Origin of the sequence: Nocardia abscessus (genome assembly GCF_015477775.1) — a bacterium.
GTDB classification, from domain to species: domain Bacteria; phylum Actinomycetota; class Actinomycetes; order Mycobacteriales; family Mycobacteriaceae; genus Nocardia; species Nocardia abscessus_A.
Genome location: NZ_JADLQO010000005.1, coordinates 376,184 through 394,631, shown reverse-complemented (window position 1 = coordinate 394,631; position 18,448 = coordinate 376,184). Strand labels below are relative to the sequence as shown.

At 68.5% G+C, this 18,448-nt stretch carries 20 protein-coding genes; 10 read left to right on the top strand and 10 right to left on the bottom strand.

Features of this window, described 5'->3' with window-relative positions; genetic code table 11:
• Window positions 1-435 precede the first annotated feature (435 nt).
• Both IU450_RS16695 and IU450_RS16690 read left to right on the top strand, forming a co-directional pair.
• Window positions 436-792: a hypothetical protein gene (locus tag IU450_RS16695; RefSeq protein WP_228834656.1), complete on the top strand. Its 357-nt coding sequence runs from the start codon at window positions 436-438 to the stop codon at window positions 790-792.
• Window positions 785-1,006, top strand: coding sequence for a hypothetical protein (locus tag IU450_RS16690; protein ID WP_195150683.1), 222 nt, complete (start codon window positions 785-787; stop codon window positions 1,004-1,006). Before IU450_RS16695 ends, IU450_RS16690 begins: the two co-directional genes overlap by 8 nt.
• 236 nt (window positions 1,007-1,242) lie before the next feature.
• On the opposite strand, the gene IU450_RS16685 is transcribed toward IU450_RS16690, so the two are convergent.
• The 4 genes from IU450_RS16685 to IU450_RS16670 form a co-directional block, all read right to left on the bottom strand.
• On the bottom strand, window positions 1,243-2,400 hold the full coding sequence (locus tag IU450_RS16685; RefSeq protein ID WP_195150682.1) for an acyl-CoA dehydrogenase: 1,158 nt from the start codon (window positions 2,398-2,400) through the stop codon (window positions 1,243-1,245).
• Between the two features lie 164 nt (window positions 2,401-2,564).
• The gene (locus tag IU450_RS16680; RefSeq protein ID WP_195150681.1) at window positions 2,565-3,251 is read right to left on the bottom strand and encodes a TetR family transcriptional regulator; all 687 of its coding nucleotides are present in this window, start codon (window positions 3,249-3,251) and stop codon (window positions 2,565-2,567) included.
• A gap of 208 nt (window positions 3,252-3,459) precedes the next feature.
• Complete coding sequence (purE, locus tag IU450_RS16675) at window positions 3,460-3,975, bottom strand: 5-(carboxyamino)imidazole ribonucleotide mutase (protein WP_195150680.1); 516 nt, start codon at window positions 3,973-3,975, stop codon at window positions 3,460-3,462.
• Window positions 3,968-5,188, bottom strand: a complete 1,221-nt coding sequence (locus tag IU450_RS16670) for a 5-(carboxyamino)imidazole ribonucleotide synthase (RefSeq protein ID WP_416382874.1) — start codon at window positions 5,186-5,188, stop codon at window positions 3,968-3,970. The genes purE and IU450_RS16670 overlap by 8 nt, the downstream gene beginning before the upstream one ends.
• 39 nt (window positions 5,189-5,227) lie before the next feature.
• Between IU450_RS16670 and IU450_RS16665 the strand changes: the two genes are divergently transcribed.
• A complete protein-coding gene (locus IU450_RS16665) occupies window positions 5,228-5,767 on the top strand; it encodes a GtrA family protein (protein WP_195150679.1) in 540 nt (179 codons plus the stop codon).
• Between the two features lies 1 nt (window position 5,768).
• Here IU450_RS16665 and IU450_RS16660 read toward each other — a convergent pair whose 3' ends face one another.
• From IU450_RS16660 to IU450_RS16650, 3 genes are read right to left on the bottom strand one after another with little or no spacing between them, the layout of a single operon-like run.
• Window positions 5,769-7,073 (bottom strand): sensor histidine kinase, encoded by a 1,305-nt coding sequence (locus tag IU450_RS16660; protein WP_195150678.1) that lies wholly within the window; start codon window positions 7,071-7,073, stop codon window positions 5,769-5,771.
• A gap of 1 nt (window position 7,074) precedes the next feature.
• Complete coding sequence (locus IU450_RS16655; protein ID WP_043688083.1) at window positions 7,075-7,752, bottom strand: response regulator transcription factor; 678 nt, start codon at window positions 7,750-7,752, stop codon at window positions 7,075-7,077.
• Window positions 7,753-7,769: 17 nt separating this feature from the next.
• Window positions 7,770-8,315, bottom strand: a complete 546-nt coding sequence (locus tag IU450_RS16650; protein WP_195150677.1) for a PH domain-containing protein — start codon at window positions 8,313-8,315, stop codon at window positions 7,770-7,772.
• Between the two features lie 161 nt (window positions 8,316-8,476).
• On the opposite strand from IU450_RS16650, the gene IU450_RS16645 reads away from it, so the two are divergent.
• Entirely contained in the window at window positions 8,477-9,430 is a 954-nt protein-coding gene (locus IU450_RS16645) for an acyl-ACP desaturase (protein ID WP_195150676.1), read from the top strand.
• A gap of 66 nt (window positions 9,431-9,496) precedes the next feature.
• Here the strand turns inward: IU450_RS16645 and IU450_RS16640 are convergent, their stop codons facing one another.
• Both IU450_RS16640 and IU450_RS16635 read right to left on the bottom strand, forming a co-directional pair.
• Window positions 9,497-10,303, bottom strand: coding sequence for a biotin--[acetyl-CoA-carboxylase] ligase (locus IU450_RS16640; protein WP_324197698.1), 807 nt, complete (start codon window positions 10,301-10,303; stop codon window positions 9,497-9,499).
• A 28-nt stretch (window positions 10,304-10,331) separates the two neighbouring features.
• The gene (locus IU450_RS16635) at window positions 10,332-10,523 is read right to left on the bottom strand and encodes a hypothetical protein (protein WP_195150675.1); all 192 of its coding nucleotides are present in this window, start codon (window positions 10,521-10,523) and stop codon (window positions 10,332-10,334) included.
• A gap of 215 nt (window positions 10,524-10,738) precedes the next feature.
• Here IU450_RS16635 and IU450_RS16630 point away from each other — a divergent pair, with 215 nt between their 5' ends.
• From IU450_RS16630 to IU450_RS16620, 3 genes are all read left to right on the top strand, one after another.
• Window positions 10,739-12,379 carry an acyl-CoA carboxylase subunit beta gene (locus tag IU450_RS16630; protein ID WP_195150674.1) on the top strand — a complete coding sequence of 547 codons (1,641 nt, stop codon included), beginning with the start codon at window positions 10,739-10,741 and terminating at the stop codon, window positions 12,377-12,379.
• A gap of 201 nt (window positions 12,380-12,580) precedes the next feature.
• The gene (locus IU450_RS16625; protein WP_416382873.1) at window positions 12,581-12,904 is read left to right on the top strand and encodes an acyl-CoA carboxylase subunit epsilon; all 324 of its coding nucleotides are present in this window, start codon (window positions 12,581-12,583) and stop codon (window positions 12,902-12,904) included.
• A complete protein-coding gene (locus IU450_RS16620; RefSeq protein WP_195150672.1) occupies window positions 12,901-13,533 on the top strand; it encodes a nucleoside triphosphate pyrophosphatase in 633 nt (210 codons plus the stop codon). Before IU450_RS16625 ends, IU450_RS16620 begins: the two co-directional genes overlap by 4 nt.
• Here the strand turns inward: IU450_RS16620 and IU450_RS16615 are convergent.
• Complete coding sequence (locus tag IU450_RS16615; protein ID WP_195150671.1) at window positions 13,462-14,238, bottom strand: helix-turn-helix transcriptional regulator; 777 nt, start codon at window positions 14,236-14,238, stop codon at window positions 13,462-13,464. The two genes, IU450_RS16620 and IU450_RS16615, sit on opposite strands and share 72 nt — an antisense overlap.
• Before the next feature lie 169 nt (window positions 14,239-14,407).
• Here IU450_RS16615 and IU450_RS16610 point away from each other — a divergent pair, with 169 nt between their 5' ends.
• The 3 genes from IU450_RS16610 to IU450_RS16600 all read left to right on the top strand — a co-directional run bounded on the left by IU450_RS16610 (window position 14,408) and on the right by IU450_RS16600 (window position 18,410).
• Window positions 14,408-15,325 carry a sulfurtransferase gene (locus tag IU450_RS16610; protein ID WP_195150766.1) on the top strand — a complete coding sequence of 306 codons (918 nt, stop codon included), beginning with the start codon at window positions 14,408-14,410 and terminating at the stop codon, window positions 15,323-15,325.
• 197 nt (window positions 15,326-15,522) lie between these two features.
• Window positions 15,523-17,328, top strand: a complete 1,806-nt coding sequence (locus IU450_RS16605) for an acetyl/propionyl/methylcrotonyl-CoA carboxylase subunit alpha (protein WP_195150670.1) — start codon at window positions 15,523-15,525, stop codon at window positions 17,326-17,328.
• A 143-nt stretch (window positions 17,329-17,471) separates the two neighbouring features.
• Window positions 17,472-18,410 (top strand): patatin-like phospholipase family protein, encoded by a 939-nt coding sequence (locus IU450_RS16600; RefSeq protein WP_195150669.1) that lies wholly within the window; start codon window positions 17,472-17,474, stop codon window positions 18,408-18,410.
• Window positions 18,411-18,448 lie beyond the last annotated feature (38 nt).

Sequence of the window (18,448 nt, the reverse complement as noted above, 5' to 3'; positions counted from 1 at the left end):
CAGAGTCGAACCGGTATCTGGCAAGTCGACCTCCCCTTCCCCGTCACGGGTGCATCGAATTACCCGTCTCGCGTACATCTTCACACCGCTTGCGGTGCGTGTGCTGGGCTTCCGAGGGTCTTTTTTCGGTGCACCCGATTCGGGGTGCCCGCGCCCACGAGTCGTTGTCTGATGACGATGCGCACCCGGCCGAGGTCGAGATGGCAACGGCCACAGATCAGTTCATTCCCATCCGTCTACATGCCGGGGGATAGCGGCCGGGCGCACCTTCTACCCGTCGATGCGACTCGAGGTCTTCTGATGGATGAGCCGATAGCTTTCGGAGACACACCACTGTCTCGATGCCACTACTACCGACGAGTGTGCAACCTACCCGCGATCGTGGACCCGCCCCAGATCGGTCGAATCGTCGTCCGAACCGGAATGGTCTGGGCCGTGACCATGCCCGCCGTGCCGGGACAGCACGTGAAGGTGTGGATGCGCCACCACGGCCACGAGCTGGGGCTGATTCTGTCCCACCCACGGTCGAAACGGTGGACATTCATCATCCGGCCGGATCTGCCGGACGACGTGCCGCTGTTCGCCGAGATGTTCCGCTTGAACGTGTCGATCATCCGCTACGGCGGGATCATCGCGCTGCTGAGCCCCGCGGATCGAGGAACCAAGTTCCGTGCATGGATATCGCGCCCTCACACGGCATTTCGCCCCTCCGGCCGAGTAGTCGTCGCGGCGATCCGCAGTTGTGTGGCCGCGAAGGTCGCGCGCCGCCGACGGGTGATCACGAATGCCTGACCGCGCAACGTCCCCGATCCCGTCCGAACCGGATGTCCACCTGTCGGTCTTCTGGCACGGCGCCCGCCTCGACTACGTCGCCTGCGTCACGGCCGCATACCTGTTCGACCAGGAATGGCGCACTCGGCACTGGCACGACGCGGTGGAAGTATCCACAGACGATACCGACGGCTACCCGAGATTGCCGTGCGAACGGCTCTATCTGCACCCCTGACATCGACTTGCCCACATTCTGTGGAGACGAGCCGGAGTCGCCCGATTCAGTGTCATACATCCCATGACCCAACACCGGATTCGGAGAACCGGATGGCAGCGTTCGGTGCCGTCGAGCTACAAACGCACGCGTCGGGCGATCGACAGGTGTTCGGGCGGCCTGTGCACCTCGACGGCCTGAAAGGGCCTGAGATGCGTTGCCAGGCACGCCCGAACATCCGGCGACCTAGAAAAACATCACTTGAGCAGGGCGCGGCTCATGACCAGACGCTGGATCTGGTTGGTGCCCTCGTAGATCTGGGTGATCTTGGCGTCGCGCATCATGCGCTCGACCGGGAAGTCGGTGGTGTAGCCGGCGCCGCCGAACAACTGGACGGCGTTGGTGGTGACTTCCATGGCGACGTCGGAGGCGAAGCACTTGGCGGCGGCGGAAATGAAGCCGAGGTTCTGCTCGCCGCGCTCGGCGCGGGCGGCCGAGGTGTACACCATCAGGCGGGCGGCCTCGACCTTCATCGCCATGTCGGCGAGCATGAACTGGGTGTTCTGGAAGTCGGCGATCGACTTGCCGAACTGCTTGCGGTCCTTGGTGTAGGCGATGGCCGCGTCCAGCGCGCCCTGGGCGAGGCCGACGGCCTGCGCGCCGATGGTGGGGCGGGTGTGGTCGAGGGTCTGCAGCGCGGTCTTGAAGCCGGTGCCCGGCTCGCCGACGATGCGGTCACCCGGCACCCGGCAGTTCTCGAAGTACAGCTCGGCGGTGGGCGAGCCCTTGATGCCGAGCTTGTGCTCCAGCGGGCCGACCACGAAGCCCTCGTCGTCCTTGTGCACCAGGAACGCCGAGATGCCGTTGGCGCCCTTCTCCGCGTCCGTCACCGCCATCACGGTGTACCAGGAGGACTTGCCGCCGTTGGTGATCCAGCACTTGGAGCCGTTGATGACCCAGTCGTCACCCTCCTGCTTGGCCCGGGTGCGCATGCTCGCCGCGTCGGAGCCGGCCTCGCGCTCGGACAGCGCGTAGGAGGCCATCTCGCCGTTGACGATGTCCGGCAGGACCTTCTGCTTCAGCTCCTCGGAGCCGTTCAGGATCAGGCCCATGGTGCCGAGCTTGTTCACCGCGGGGATCAGCGACGACGAGCCGCAGACCCGGGCGACCTCTTCGATCACGATGCAGGTGGCCACCGAGTCGGCGCCCTGGCCGCCGTAGGCCTCGGGCACGTGCACGGCGTTGAACCCGGAGGCGTTGAGGGCGGTCAGCGCCTCCTCGGGGAAGCGGGAGTTGCCGTCGACGTCCTTGGCGTGCGGGGCGATCTCCTTCTCCGCGAGAGCACGGATCGCGGCGCGCAGCTCGTCGTGGAAGTCCTCGAGCTTGAACAGGTCGAAATCGGGGTTTCCCGCCATCGGGCTCACTCCTGGTCGTCGGTGGTGATCGCTGATTTCCGCCGAGCGAAGTCAGCGCATCGGCACTCAGTGCCACATTTTGCTCCAGTATAGCCACATGGACGCCATCCACATGCGTATACAGCGTGGCACTCAGTGTCAGATCGGTCGCACTTAGATCCAGGTCACAGGGTACCGAGCTTGCGGACCAGCAGGTCCGCGATCTGCCTGGGTGGTGCGTCCCGAGGGAACACGGCGACCACCAGCTCGTCGGCGTTCGCGGCACGCCCGGCGCCGCGCGGAATCGCGGACAGCTCCACCCGCAGGTCCGCGGCGCCCGCGTCCGACTCGCCGCGCACCATCCGCCGCAGCAGATAGTTGTGCGTCGCCGTCACCGCGGCGGTGAACTGCACCCGTGCCAGATCGGGGACGTCGGGCAGCCGCTCGCGCAGGTACTCGGTGAACAACCGCTCGTAGCGGAACACCGTGACGATCTCCCGCTCCCGCAGCGCGGGCACCCGGCGCACCACCTGATACCGGCGCGCCGCGATCTCCCGCCACTGCGTGAATCGCTCGAACACCAGCACCACCGCCGCGCACACCGCCTCCCACGGATCCTCGCGCGAGGCGGATAGGAACTCCGCCGCCTGCGCCAGCTGTGACTCGTGATCGGCGAAGATCACGTCCTCTTTCGACCGGAACTGCCGGAAGAACGTCCGCCGGGAGATCCCCGCCGCCTCCGCGATCTCGTCCACGGTCGTCGCCTCGTACCCCTTCTCGGCGAACAACCGCAACGCCTGATCCACCACCGTGAGCCGAAAATGCGCGGTGTCGTCGCCTCCCCGCGTCCGAGCGATATCCCCTGTAGTCACGCACCCACCGTAGTCAGGGGCCGAAGGCACAAGTTCCCCCCTGGTGAAGTTCCAGCGCCCCGAGCATCACAACGCGGCTTCGAGTTCGGCTCGGCGCTCGGTGCTCGGTGACCCACCGATACTCGGCCCGGATGCGGGCGGGCACACCATCCGCTCGAAGACGCGGCACCGCGGGTCACCTACTGCGGCGGCGGCTTCGATTCCGCGCTCAGCCCAGGAGCTTGGTGCGCAGGGCGTCGTCCTTCTCCAGGACCATCTGCTCGAGTCCGGCCTGGAACTGTTCCATGCGGGTGCGCAGGGCTGGGTCGTGGGCGGCGAGGATGCGGGCGGCGAGCAGGCCCGCGTTGCGGGCCCCGCCGATCGAGACGGTGGCGACGGGGACGCCCGCGGGCATCTGGACGATGGACAGCAGGGAGTCCATGCCGTCGAGGTACTTGAGCGGAACCGGCACGCCGATCACCGGCAGCGGGGTGGCGGAGGCGACCATGCCGGGCAGGTGGGCCGCGCCGCCCGCACCGGCGATGATGACCTTCAACCCGCGGCCGGCGGCGTCGCGCGCGTAGTCGAGCATGCGCTGCGGGGTGCGGTGCGCCGAGACGACGCCCACCTCGAAGCGGATACCGAACTCCGCCAGCGCTTCCGCGGCCGCCTCCATGGTCGGCCAGTCGGAGTCGCTGCCCATGATCAGGCCGACCGCCGGGGTCACAGCCCCTGCTTCACTCATGCGGATCCCATCCATCGGTCCATACCGCGTGCGACATCCAGTGCGCCGCCCGCTCGGCCTTCTCCCGTACCTCGGCCACGTCGTCGCCGAGGATGTTGACATGCCCGATCTTGCGGTCGGGACGCTCGCCCTTCCCGTACAGGTGCACCTTCGCCTCGGGAATCCGGGCGAACAGGTGGTGCAGCCGCTCGTCCATCGACATCGCAGGGGCCTGCGGCGCGCCGAGGATATTCGCCATCACGGTGACCGGCGCCAGCGGCGCGGTGTCGCCCAGCGGATAGTCGAGCACCGCGCGCAGATGCTGTTCGAACTGCCCGGTGCGCGCGCCGTCCATCCCCCAGTGCCCGGAGTTGTGCGGGCGCATCGCCAGCTCGTTCACCAGCAGCTTCCCGTCGGCGGTCTCGAACAGCTCCACCGCCATGACGCCGACCACACCGAGTGCCCGGGCGAGGTTCAACGCCATGGTCTCCGCCGCGGCGGCCGTGTCCTCCGGCAGGTCGGGCGCGGGCGCGATCACCACGGCGCACTGTCCCTTGCGCTGCACGGTCTCCACCACCGGCCAGGTCGCCGCCTGCCCGAACGGTGAACGGGCCACCATGGCCGACAGCTCTCGTTTCAGGTCGATCTTCACCTCGGCGAGCAGCTCGACGCCGTGCGCGAGCTGGTCGGTGACGATCGCCTCGGCGGCCTCGGCGGACTCGGGCATCCAGACGCCACGCCCGTCGTAGCCGCCGCGCACCGCCTTCAGCACGATCCGCCAGCCGTGCTCCTCGCCGAACCGCACCGCGTCGTCGACCGAGGTCACCGGCGTGAACGCGGGCACGGGCAGCCCGAGCGCACTCAGCTTGGTGCGCATGGCCAGCTTGTCCTGCGCGTAGACCAGCGCTTGCGGCGGCGGCTGCACGTTCACGCCCTCCGCGACCAGCGCCTCCAGGTGCTCGGTCGGCACGTGCTCGTGATCGAAGGTCAGCGCGTGCGAACCGACCGCCGCCTTGCGCAGGGCGGCCAGGTCGGTGTGGCTGCCGAGCACCACCTCCGGACTCACCTGGGCGGCCGGGTCCTCGGGGTTCTCGGCGAGCACGCGCAGCCGCTGGCCCAGCGCGATCGCCGCCTGGTGGGTCATGCGCGCCAATTGGCCGCCACCGATCATGGTGACGGTGGGCATGGCCGATGGATCGAAGGAACGTGCGCTCACGTCGGACAATATTGTCATGTCCGGCGGGAATGATCGGTACCGGTACACTCCGGTCTTGTGTCATTCGTCGACGACGTGGTCAGCGTCCTCCCCAAGCCGCTGCAGGATATCGCGTACCGGCATCGGGAACTGATCAAGTTCGCGATCGTCGGCGCGACCACGTTCGTGATCGACAGCGGCATCTTCTACGCGCTGAAGTGGACGGTGCTCGCGGAGAAACCGGTGACGGCAAAGATCATCTCCGGCGTCATCGCGGTCATCGCCTCCTACATCCTGAACCGGGAATGGTCGTTCAAGAATCGCGGTGGGCGGGAACGTCATCACGAAGCGCTGCTGTTCTTCGGCGTCAGCGGTGTCGGCGTAGTGCTGGCCTTCACGCCACTGTGGATTTCCAGCTACGTCTTCGACCTGCGCCAGCCCAACGTGAGCTTCACGGTCGAGAACATCGCCGACTTCATCAGCGCCTTCATCATCGGCAATCTGCTGCAGATGGCGTTCCGTTTCTGGTCGATGCGCCGCTGGGTCTTCCCGGACGAGATGAGCGAACTGGAAGCCGAATTCGTGGATCTCGTGGAAGAGGAACTCGGCCGCAACTGAGTCACCGCGGCTCGGGCGCCACCGAGTTGGCCGGCCTGACCTTCGAGGACCCGAGGAACACCGCGAACAGCGCGGGCCTGCGCCGCTGCAATTCCAGCCGCCCGCCGTCCGCCTCGACCAGCGCTCGCGCCAGCGCCAGCCCCACACCGGTGGAACCGCCCGCGGAGAAGCCCCGATCGAAGATGTGCGGCGCCAGCTCGTCGCGCACCCCGTGGCCTTCGTCGGCCACCTCCACGCACACCAGCGGCTCACGGCCGACCCCCGGCCGCACCGTGCGCACCGACACCGTGCAGGTCCCGCCGCCGTGCATGAGGGCGTTGTCCACCAGCACCGCCACCGCCTCGCGCAATCGCGACCCCGTGATCGGGGCACGCAGCGACTCGTCGCCGGTGAGGGTCAGCGTCCGGCCCGCCTCGGTGAACGGGTGGGTCCATTCGGCGACCACACCGCGCAACTCGGCCATCACCGGCACCGGATCGCGATCGGCCGCGTCTTCGTCGCGGGAGGCGCGGACCAGGTCGTCGATCGCGTCGGTGAGCCGATCGACCTGGGCCATCGCCTCCTCGGCCTCGTGCACCACCTCCGGATCGGCATGCGCGGACAGCTCGTCCAGCCGCAGCCGCACGGCGGTCAGCCTGCTGCGCAACTGATGTGAGACGTCCGCCACCAGCGCGTGCTCGCGCTGCAACCGTCCGGCGATCTCCACGGTCGCGGAGTCGAGCACGTCGGAGACGCGATCGAGTTCCGCGATGCCGTGCCTGCGCGGGTCGGGCCGGAAGTCACCCATCGCCAGCCGCGCCGCGCGCGCCGCCACGTCCCGCAGCGGATCGGCCACCCGCCGCGCGGTGACCACCGCGACCGAGACCGCCGCGCCGAGCGAGGCGAGCACCGCCAGCGCGACCACCGCGACCGCCTGGCGCTGCATGGCGTGCATCGGGGCCGAGGGCACCTCCAGGCGCAGCGACCCGGACGTGCCCATCGACAGCGACTCGACCAGCGGGTCCGCCACCTCGTCCACCCCGATGTCGCGGCGCGAGGCGTTGTCGGTCCGTGACGGATAGACGATGGTGAGCCTGCCGTTCTCCGGCACCAGCGGCGCCACCGAACGGATCTCCAGCTCGCCGGACACCATGCCATCGCGCTCCTGCGCGATGATCTCCGCTGCGATGCGGTCCAGCCGGTTCTGCAGGTCGTTGCGCGTGATGTCCTCCACCCACAGCCACGCCGTGTAGATCAGCGGCACACCGAGCACCACCGTGGTGAGGGTCAGCACGGTGAGCATCGAACGCAGGATGCGGCGGCGCACGTCAGTCGGTGTTCAGCCGGAATCCGACACCGCGGACGGTGACGATGCGGCGTTCCGCCATGGGCCCCTCGTCGCCGATCTTGCGGCGCAGCCAGGACATGTGCATGTCCAAGGTCTTGGAGCCGCGCAACTCCGCGTCGCCCCAGACCTCGCGCAGGATGGTCTCGCGCGCCACCACCTGACCCGCCCGGTCGATCAGCACCTTGAGCAGCTCGTATTCCTTGTTGGCCAAACCGATTTCGACCCCGTTGACCAGCACCCGGCGCGCGGCGGGTTCCAGACGGATGCCGCCGACCTCGACCGTGTCGTCGCCGATTCCGCTGCGCCGCAACAGTGCTCGCACCCGGGCGAGCAACTCGGCGAGCCGGAACGGCTTGCCGACGTAGTCGTCGGCGCCCGCGTCCAGCCCCACCACGAAGTCCACCTCGTCGGTGCGCGCGGTGAGCATCAGCACGGCCAGGTCCGCCCCGCGGGCGCGCACCTGGCGGCAGACCTCCAACCCGTCCATGCCGGGCAGGCCGAGATCGAGGATCAGCAGGTCGTGGCCGCCTTCCAGTGCCCGCTGCAGCACGGCGGGGCCGAAACTCTCGACGGTCACCGAGTAACCCTCGCGGCCGAGCGCGCGCGACAGCGGGGCGGCGATGGCCTCGTCGTCCTCGGCCAGCAGTACAGCGGTCATACGCCCAGGTTACGGGCTCACCGGTAGCTGCGACGGTCGTCCCAGCGCTCGTCGCGGCCGTCCCGGTGGCGCTCCACCTCGAACACCTGGTGGTACAGCAGCGCGTGCACCTGCTGGACGGCCGGGATGTCGTCGTACTCCAACGGCTCCGAGGAGGACGACTCGATGACCAGCGTGCCGGTGCCGAGCAACCGGTCGAACAGCCCGTGCCGGAACTGCACGCTGGAGACCCGGCTCATCGGGATGTCGATGCCGCTGTGGGTGATCACGCCCTGGCGCACCAGCACCCGCCGGTCGGTGACGATGAAATGTGTCGACTTCCAGCTGACAACCGGTGCGAGACAACGCCATAGCAGAATCGCCACATACACCACGAGCACCGTGATCAGCAGCACCGAACGTGTGGTGCCCTCGGCCTTCTGTGAGGCGAGCCCCCCTGCGAAACCGGCCAGCGCCGTGGCGACGATGAGCGTCACGATCGGCCAGAAAAGCATTTTCCAATGCGGATGGCGATGCAGCAGCAACTGTTCGTCGGGCGCCAGCACATCCTCCGGGTAACCCATGCCGAAAACCCTACCGCGTGAAGATCCCGGATCGGCTGACACCGCAGCGCGTCATACTGCACAATCAGCAGCCTGCGTGTGACGATTCCGCGCAGTGGCTCTCTGTGTATCGCGCAACGCCCGGATCACCATCATCACCGATTCCGACCGTGGAGGAACGCGTGACCAAGGACCTGACCCCGCTGCAAATCCTGACCGAACTCGAACCGGTCGCCGAGCAGAATCTGAATCGGCACCTTTCCATGGCGAAGGACTGGAATCCGCACGATTACGTTCCGTGGAGCCAGGGCCGCAATTTCGCCGCCCTGGGCGGCGTGGACTGGGCGCTGGAGCAATCCAAGCTCAGCGAGGTCGCCCGGGTCGCCATGATCACCAACCTGCTCACCGAGGACAACCTGCCCTCCTACCACCGGGAGATCGCGCAGAACTTCTCCGAGGACGGCCCGTGGGGCGTCTGGGTGGACCGCTGGACCGCGGAGGAGAACCGCCACGGCATCGCCATGCGGGACTACCTGGTGGTCACCCGAGCCGTCGATCCGGTCGCCCTGGAGGAGGCCAGGATGGTTCACATGAGCAACGGGGTCCAGTCGCCGGACGGCTGGGGCGGATTGCTGGCCAGCGTCGCCTACGTCACCTTCCAGGAACTCGCCACCCGTGTGTCGCACCGGAATACCGGCAAGGCGTGCAACGACGCCGTCGCCGATCGCATGCTGCAGCGCATCGCCGCCGACGAGAACTTGCACATGATCTTCTATCGCAACCTGTGCGGCGCGGCGCTGGACCTGGTGCCCGACCAGGCGCTGCCCGCGATCACCAGGATCCTGACGAACTTCCTGATGCCCGGCGCCGGGATGCCGAACTTCCGCCGCTACGGGGTGCTGATGGCCAAGCACGGCATCTACGATCTGCGCCAGCACCTGGAGGAGGTCGTCCAGCCGGTCCTCAAACAGTGGAATGTCTTCGACCGCACCGATCTCGGGCCGCGCGGCGAGCAGGCGCGCGAGGAACTGGGCGAGTTCGTGGAGAAGCTGGCCAAGGACGTGATCAAGTTCGAAGAGCAGCGCGACCGCTCGCTCGCCCGCGAGGCAGCCCGCGGCGTCGGCCAGTACACCTGAGGCACACCGCGCGCTGTCCGGCCGAGGAGCGATCCAGGGAGCGCGCCCCGGCGCGAATCCGCGCGCTCAGTACTGAGCGCGCAGATGAGTGACGTCGCCCGCGGACACCGCTTCGCCGCCGATGAGCAGGCGACCGTAGTCGTCCACGTCCGCGGCGACGCCGGTCAGTGCCCGGCCGCCGGGCAACTCGGCGCGGACCTCGGTGCCGATCGTGGCGCACCGCTCACGGTAGGCGGCGGCCAGTTCGTCGATCGCCCAGTCCGCGTCACGCCAGGCGGTGAAGCGACGGGCGAACTCGGTCAGCAGCGATCGCACGAGCACCGTGCGATCGGTCTGCCGCGCGCCGGCGAGGGTCAGCGAGGTGGCGTGCGGCACCGGCAGTTCTTCCTCGGTGAGACTGACGTTGAGCCCGAGGCCGATCACGACGGCGGGCGCGCCGCTGCCCGCGCCCGCCGCGACCTCGGCCAGGATGCCCGCGACCTTGCGGCCCTCGATCAGCACGTCGTTGGGCCATTTGAGTTCCGCGGCCACGCCGGCCGTGGTTCGCAGCGCGTCGACCACGGCGATGCCGGTCAGCAGCGCCAGCCAGGCGAGCGAGGCCGGGCCGATCCCGGGCAACCGCACCAGCAGTGACATCGCGAGCTGGGCACGGGGCGGGCTGACCCAGGTCCGCGCGTGCCTGCCGCGGCCCTGCACCTGGGTCTCGGCCAGCAGAACGACGTGGTGGGCGTCCGGATCGGCCGCCAGCGCGATCAGATCCGCGTTGGTGGACCCGGTCGACTCGACCACGTCGATCCGCGAGAAGAACGCCAGTTCGGGCGTCTCGACGGCACTGCGCCGCAACTGCTCTGCATCCAACGGTGGCCTCTGCACACCGGCAGGCTACTCGCAGTCGAGGGCACTACCCGGCCAGGTCGTACCCGGAGACGATCGGGTCGCGTGCCGCCATGTCCGCGCCGTCGCCCTCCCGCGGCTCGCCCTCGGCGGTCTCGGCCCAGTACTCCGGATCGCCGTACTTCGGCGCCGTCTCGGTGGTCTGCGTCCACGCCGCGGCGGCGGCGTATTCGGCGAACGCTCTACCCCATTCCCACATGACGCGCTCCTCCCCTGAGCCCGGAAATCCCAAAAATCACTCGCCCCCAGGCTATCCGGGGCCACCCGGCGAGCGATACTCATTTTCCGCCTTCCCAACCCTGCTACCGACCAGGAAGTTTGTCCGGGAAATCTGATCTAGCTGCGGTTTTCTACTCGCCGGTAGCACCGTCTGGGTTAGTAAGGACGCACTGGTACTGGTTACACTCCGAAGCCATGACGAGTGTCCAGCAGCAGCCCGCGTCAGGTCCGGCGGGCTCCCCCGATATCCACACCACCGCCGGGAAGCTGGCTGACCTGCGGAATCGGCTGGAAGAGGCCAAGCACCCGATGGGTGAGGCCGCGGTCGACAAGGTGCACGCGAAGGGCAAGATGACCGCCCGCGAGCGCATCCTCGCCCTGCTGGACGAAGGCTCCTTCGTCGAACTCGACGCACTGGCCCGCCACCGCAGCGTGAACTTCGGACTGGAGAACAACCGTCCGCTCGGCGACGGCGTGGTGACCGGTTACGGCACCATCGACGGCCGCGACGTCTGCATCTTCAGCCAGGACGTCACGGTGTTCGGCGGCAGCCTCGGCGAGGTCTACGGCGAGAAGATCGTCAAGGTGATGGACCTGGCGCTCAAGACCGGCCGCCCGCTGATCGGCATCAACGAGGGCGCGGGCGCGCGCATCCAGGAAGGCGTGGTCTCGCTCGGCCTCTACGGCGAGATCTTCCACCGCAACATCCAGGCCTCCGGCGTGATCCCGCAGATCTCGCTGATCATGGGCCCGGCCGCCGGTGGTCACGTCTACTCCCCCGCGCTGACCGACTTCGTCGTGATGGTCGACGGCACCAGCCAGATGTTCGTCACCGGCCCGGACGTCATCAAGACGGTCACCGGCGAGGACGTCACCATGGAGGACCTGGGCGGCGCGAACACGCACATGACCAAGTCCGGCGTCGCGCACTACGTCGCCTCCGGCGAGCAGGACGCGCTGGACTACGTCAAGGACCTGCTGTCCTACCTGCCGAGCAACAACCGCGCCGAGGCGCCGCGGTTCCCGGCCACCGACCCGATTCCCGGTGCGATCGAGGACTCGCTCACCGACGAGGACCTCGAGCTCGACTCGATCATCCCGGACTCGCCGAACCAGCCCTACGACATGCACGAGGTGATCCGTCGCCTGCTCGACGACGACGAGTTCCTCGAGGTGCAGGCCGAGCGCGCGATGAACGTCATCGTCGGCTTCGGCCGGATCGACGGCCGCAGCGTCGGCATCGTCGCCAACCAGCCCACCCAGTTCGCGGGCTGCCTGGACATCGACGCCTCGGAGAAGGCCGCGCGTTTCGTGCGCACCTGCGACGCGTTCAATGTCCCGATCATCACTCTGGTCGACGTGCCCGGGTTCCTGCCCGGCACCGGGCAGGAGTACAACGGCATCATCCGGCGCGGCGCGAAGCTGCTCTACGCCTACGGTGAGGCCACTGTGGGCAAAATCACGATCATCACTCGCAAGGCCTACGGCGGCGCCTACGACGTCATGGGTTCCAAGCACATGGGCGCCGATGTGAACCTCGCCTGGCCGACCGCCCAGATCGCCGTCATGGGCGCTTCCGGGGCCGTCGGATTCGTCTACCGCAAGCAGCTCCAGGAGGCCGCCAAAGAGGGCGGAGACGTCGATGCGCTGCGGCTCGAGCTCCAGAACGAGTACGAGGACACGCTCGTGAACCCGTACGTCGCCGCCGAGCGCGGCTACGTGGACGCGGTGATCCCGCCGTCGCACACGCGCGGCCAGATCGTGTCCGCGCTGCGACTGCTCGAGCGCAAGATGGTGACCCTTCCGCCGAAGAAACACGGCAACATCCCGCTGTGATCTAGCGATACCCTCGATAGGCCGCGCACAAAGGGTGGCATCAGACTCGGTACCACTTACCCTGGCGTGTACCGCCTTGTTGCAAAGAGGCAACAAGTGAATCCGAGGATGATCGCTTCATCCATAGCTTGTCGGAAAACGGGAACAGCCTGATCAGTTCACCTGATCGAGGCGAAGAGAGGACCTGGCACTGTGACGACCGTGGCAGAAGAAGATGTGTTGAGCGCCGTCGAACTGGATCTCACAGTCGACCCCATCGCGGACGAGGACGGTGCGTCCACCTCGAACGCGGCCGCGCTACCCGCCGAGGCCACCGCTGAGCCGTTCTTCCGTGTCGTGAAGGGCTCGCCCACCGATGAGGAGCTCGCCGCGCTGGTGTGCGTGCTGTCCGCAGCCGCGAACGGCGCCGCGCCGACCGGCCCCGCGGGCCCGCCCGACATGTGGGGCCGTCCCACCCTGATGCACCGCGGCTCTTCGCCGTTCTCCCCGTACGCCTTCCCACAGTTGTCCCACCTGCGCGGGTGACCCGCCTCATCCTGGCTTCCGCGTCCCCGGCCCGCCGGGAGGTTCTCCGCTCGGCGGGCATCGACCCGATCGTCCGGGTCTCCGCCGTGGACGAGGACGCGGTCGCCGCCGCCCTTCCGGAGGGCACGCCACCCCAAACGGTGGTGGTGGAACTGGCCCGCGCCAAAGCGGCCGCCGTAGCCGCCGACATCCCCGAACTGGCCGCCGATTGCGTTGTGGTGGCCTGCGATTCGATGCTGCTCGTCGACGGCGAGCTGCAGGGCAAGCCGCACACACCGGAGGTCGCCCGCGCTCGGTGGGGTGACATGGCCGGGCGCAGCGCGGATCTGGTCACCGGTCACTGCGTGCTGCGGATGCGGGACGGCCAGATCACCGCGGAAGCGGTCGACTGCAGCAGCACCACCGTGCATTTCGCCAAGCCGGAACCGGACGAGCTGGACGCCTACATCGCGACCGGCGAACCGCTCCAGGTGGCAGGCGCGTTCACCCTCGACGGACTCGGCGGCTGGTTCGTCGATCGCATCGATGGCGATCCCTCCAGCGTCATCGGCATCGGGCTACCACTGCTGCGCCGACTGCTTGGCGATATTGGGATCGGCGTTACGCAGCTGTGGGGCCACACGGCCTGACGGCGCGGTCAACGCCTCGGCGTCACCGCCCGTGGGCATCGTCGCCGCCTCCGCGGTTTCCGCGCGCCGCGCGGCGATGAGTTCCAGTCGAGCCACGCACAACTCCGGCTCGACGAAAGGATGCAGCCGCACGTCGATCGCGCCGCGCGAACCGCCCCGGTCGAGCACCTCTTCGATCAGGCCCAGGTGCACGCCGCAGACCACCTCGGAGTGCGTCCGCGCGAGTTCGCGCAGCGGACACGCCGTCAGCCGGATCAGCACCTTGCCCTCGGTCTCGGCGGACGGGTCACGCTCGGGCGCGAAGCCGAGTTCCGACATCAGCGTGATGGTCAGGTCCTTGGCGTCTTCCAGCGAATCCACCCGATGGTCGCCGACGTCGAGTCTGGAGCCCCACGCGCGGCCCGCCGCGACCGCGGCTTCCGATCTGCGCCGCGGATCCGGACCGAGCTGATCGGCGAGCACCTGCGCCAGATCCTGGTAGCCGACCGATCGCTGCACCGCGCTGTACCCGATGCGCGGCCGCCCGCGGCCGCGCGGCGGCTGCTGGAACTGCCGGACCAGGGATTCTCTGGTGAGTACATCGAGGTGGAACCGGACCGTGGTGACGTGCTGTCCGGTGATTCTGGCCAGTTCCTGGGCGTCGAGAGGCTCGCTGGCGCCACGTAGGATCGCGAGCAGTCGCCGCCGCGGCCAAGAATCGGACATAGCTCACCCCTCCTCCCGGGAGACTTTATCGGATGTAGGTGCCCTTTATTCGGCCCTCATCCGATTTGTGATCTGAAACGAGAGTCACTGTCGACTCACACCTACCATCGCTGTGAGACCCCGAACCGCTGCCACCACCGTCCACCCATGCGTGAAGGACCCAGACACCGTGCCCGTCGCCCCGGACCCTCATCCCTCACTCGGTTCCTACGCACATCCTCACCGACTAGTAACCACGGAGTGGCTGTCGGCAAACATAGGCGCGCGGGGACTCAAGATCATCGAGGCCAACGAGGACACGCTGCTCTACGACATCGGGCACGTTCCGGGCGCCACCAAACTGGATTGGCGAAGCGATCTGAACGATCCGGTCACGCGCGACTATATCGACGGAACCCGCTTCACCGAACTGATGCGCGCCAAAGGGATAGAACGTGACGACACAGTCGTGATCTACGGGGATCGGGACAACACGCAAGCGGCGCACACGGCGTGGGTGTTCACCCTGTTCGGACACGAGGATGTGCGGCTGCTCGACGGCGGGCGCGCGGCCTGGATCTCCGAGGCCCGCGACACGACCTTCGAGCCCGGCTACCCGGTGCGCAGCGGCTACCCGGCCGTGCGCCGCGACGACAGCACCTTCCGCGCCTTTCGCGAGGACGTGCTCGCCCACCTCGGCAAGCCGGTGATCGACGTGCGCTCGGCCGAGGAGTACTGCGGCGCGCGCACCATGGCGCCGGGCACCCCCGAGGACGCGGCGCTGCGCGGCGGCCATATCCCCAGCGCGTCCAATATTCCGTGGACCGAGGCGCTCACCGCCGATGGGCGATTCCGATCGCGCGCCGAACTCGGCGAGGTCTACGGCGAATCGACCGGTCCGGACGAGGTGATGGTCTACAGTCGAGTCGGCGTGCGATCCAGTCACAGCTGGTTCGTGCTGACCTATCTGCTCGGGCGTCCGGGCGTGCGCAACTACGACGGTTCCTGGACCGAGTGGGGCAATTCCGTGCGCATGCCGATCGCCAAGGGGAACGAACCGGGCGAGGTACCCCCGCGGAGTGGCACGCGACGCATGCGGAGCAGGTAGGGCAGGGTGAGGTCCCAAACACAGCCCGGAGACGTTGTGATCCGCGACCTACTGCTCAGTAGGTCTAGCCGAGTGCGGCGTCTGTTGGCAGACTGCCTACACTCGCCCGAGACGTAAGTTTGTCGATTACGGGAGCGGAGCCTGCGCAGCAACCATCCCCCGGCGAAGCGACCAAAAGAATGCACACAGGAGGCTCAGTGCCCAGCCATGCCAGCGCGCGGATCACGAAGGTACTCGTAGCTAACCGAGGCGAGATCGCCGTGCGCGTGATCCGGGCGGCCAAGGACGCCGGCATCGGCAGCGTCGCGGTCTACGCCGAGCCGGACGCCGATGCCCCGTTCGTCAAGCTCGCCGACGAGGCCTTCGCCCTGGGCGGACAGACCTCGGCGGAGTCGTACCTCGTGTTCGACAAGATCCTCGACGCCGCCGCCAAGTCCGGCGCCGACGCCATCCACCCGGGCTACGGCTTCCTCTCCGAGAACGCCGACTTCGCCCAGGCCGTCATCGACGCCGGGCTGATCTGGATCGGCCCCTCGCCGCAGTCCATCCGCGACCTGGGCGACAAGGTCACCGCGCGGCACATCGCCGAGCGCGCGAAGGCGCCGATGGCCGCGGGCACCAAGGACCCGGTCAAGGACGCGACCGAGGTCGTGAAGTTCGCCGAGAAGTACGGCGTGCCGGTCGCCATCAAGGCGGCGTTCGGCGGTGGCGGCCGCGGCATGAAGGTCGCGCACTCCATCGAGGAGATCCCGGAGCTGTACGACTCGGCAGTGCGCGAGGCGACCGCCGCCTTCGGTCGCGGCGAGTGCTTCGTCGAGCAGTACCTGGACAAGGCCCGCCACGTCGAGGCGCAGGTCATCGCCGACAAGCACGGCAACGTCGTGGTCGCGGGCACCCGCGACTGCTCGCTGCAGCGGCGCTTCCAGAAGCTCGTCGAGGAGGCCCCGGCGCCGTTCCTGTCCGACGAGGTCCGCGCGAAGATCCACGCATCGGCCAAGGCCATCTGCAAGGAAGCCGGCTACTACGGCGCGGGCACCGTCGAGTACCTGGTGCAGGGCGAGACGGTCTCCTTCCTCGAGGTGAACACCCGCCTGCAGGTGGAGCACCCGGTCACCGAGGAGACCGCGGGCATCGACCTGGTTCGCCAGCAGTTCCGCATCGCCAACGGCGAGAAGCTGGAGATCACCGAGGACCCGACGCCGCGCGGCCACTCCTTCGAGTTCCGCATCAACGGCGAGGACGCGGGCCGCGGCTTCCTGCCCGCCCCCGGCCCGGTCACCGTGTACCGGGAGCCCTCCGGCCCCGGCGTGCGCGTCGACTCCGGCGTGGTGGAGGGCAGCGTGATCGGCGGACAGTTCGACTCGATGCTGGCCAAGCTGATCGTCACCGGCGAGAACCGGACCCAGGCGCTGGAGCGGGCGCGGCGCGCGCTGGCCGAGTTCGAGGTCGACGGCCTGGCCACGGTCATCCCGTTCCACCGGGCGGTCGTCGAGGACCCGGCGTTCGTGGGTGACGGCGAGAAGTTCGAGGTCTACACCAAGTGGATCGAGAACGAGTGGGTCAACACCATCGAGCCGTTCGCGGGCGCGGGCGCCCCGGCCGAGGAGGACGAGGATCTGCCCCGGCAGAAGGTCGTCGTCGAGGTCGGCGGACGCCGGGTCGAGGTTTCGCTGCCCGGCAACTTCACCGTCGGCGCGGGCGCGGCAGGCGCGGCGGGCAACGGCGCGGGTGTGATCCGCAAGAAGCCCAAGCCGCGCAAGCGTGGCGGCGCGGGCGGCGGCGCGGCCTCCGGTGACGCGGTCACCGCTCCTATGCAGGGCACCGTCGTCAAGGTCGCCGTGGAAGAGGGCCAGTCGGTCGAGGCAGGCGATCTGATCGTGGTGCTCGAGGCCATGAAGATGGAAAACCCGGTCAACGCCCATAAGGCGGGTGTGGTCACCGGCCTGTCCGTCGAGGCGGGCGCGGCGATCACCCAGGGCACGGTTCTCGCAGAGATCAAGTAGTACCCGGCGAAGACCGCACGGAGCGGGCGCGCGACGACGGAGTCCGCGCCCGCTCCAACTGTTTACGAGGTGGCCCTTCCCTGGTCACGTGCGCTGCCTCCGCCGGACCCGATCCGCACACTGTGGTGTCGTATCGTGATCCGGTGACCAGCTCGACAAGCGTCTCCCCCGTCGCGGAGCTGCTCCGCGCGCGCCGTGCCACCTCCAGCCGGGCCGACGGTCACCGCTTGGCGCTGGTGGTGGAGGGCGGCGGCAGCCGGGGCGTGTACTCCAGCGGCATGGTGTCCGCGCTGGAGGAGCTCGGACTGGCCGGGGTTTTCGACGCGGTGTACGGCACGTCGGCGGGCGCGATCAACGGCGCCTGGCTGCTGTGTGGGCGCGCGATTCCCGGCATGCGCGCCTGGACCGATCCGGTGATCATGCGCCGCGCCATCGACCCGGCCCGCCTCCTGCGCGGACGTCCGGCGTTCGATCTGCGGTATCTCGTGCACCAGGTGTACGACGGCATCGAACCGATGGATTTCGAGGCGATCCTGGCCAACGCCACCACGTTCCATCCGATCGCCACCGATATCCGCACCGGGCAACCGGTCGACCTGCATCCGCACATCACCGACAAGCGGACGCTCATGCGCGCGTTGCGCGCGTCGGCGGGCCTGCCCATCCTGGCCGGCCCACCGGTCGCCCTGGGCGACTCGGCCTACTTCGACGGCGGCCTCTCCGAAACCGTCCCGATCCGCACCGCGGTCCGGGCGGGCGCCACCCACGCCGTGGTCCTGCGCACCCGGCGGGTGGACGAAAGGCGTCCGCCCGCTTCGCGCCTGCACCAGATCGTCGGCGGCGGCTATCTGCGCGCGGTGGCGCCCGGCGCGTACCGTGCCTGGCTCGAACGCCCGCGCCAGCAGGACATCGAGGACCGGGCGCTCGCCGGACTGGGCGACTCGGTCCTGCAGATCCACCCGCCCGTCGGCTCTCCCGATATCGACAGCGCCGCCCGCGACACCACCCTGCTGGCCGCTGCCCTGCAGATCGGCCGCCGAGCCGTCCTCAGCGCGCTCTCCGCCGTCCTGCCTGCCGTCTGACGCGTCCGCTCGCGCCCTGCTTCGCAGGGCGTCGCGAA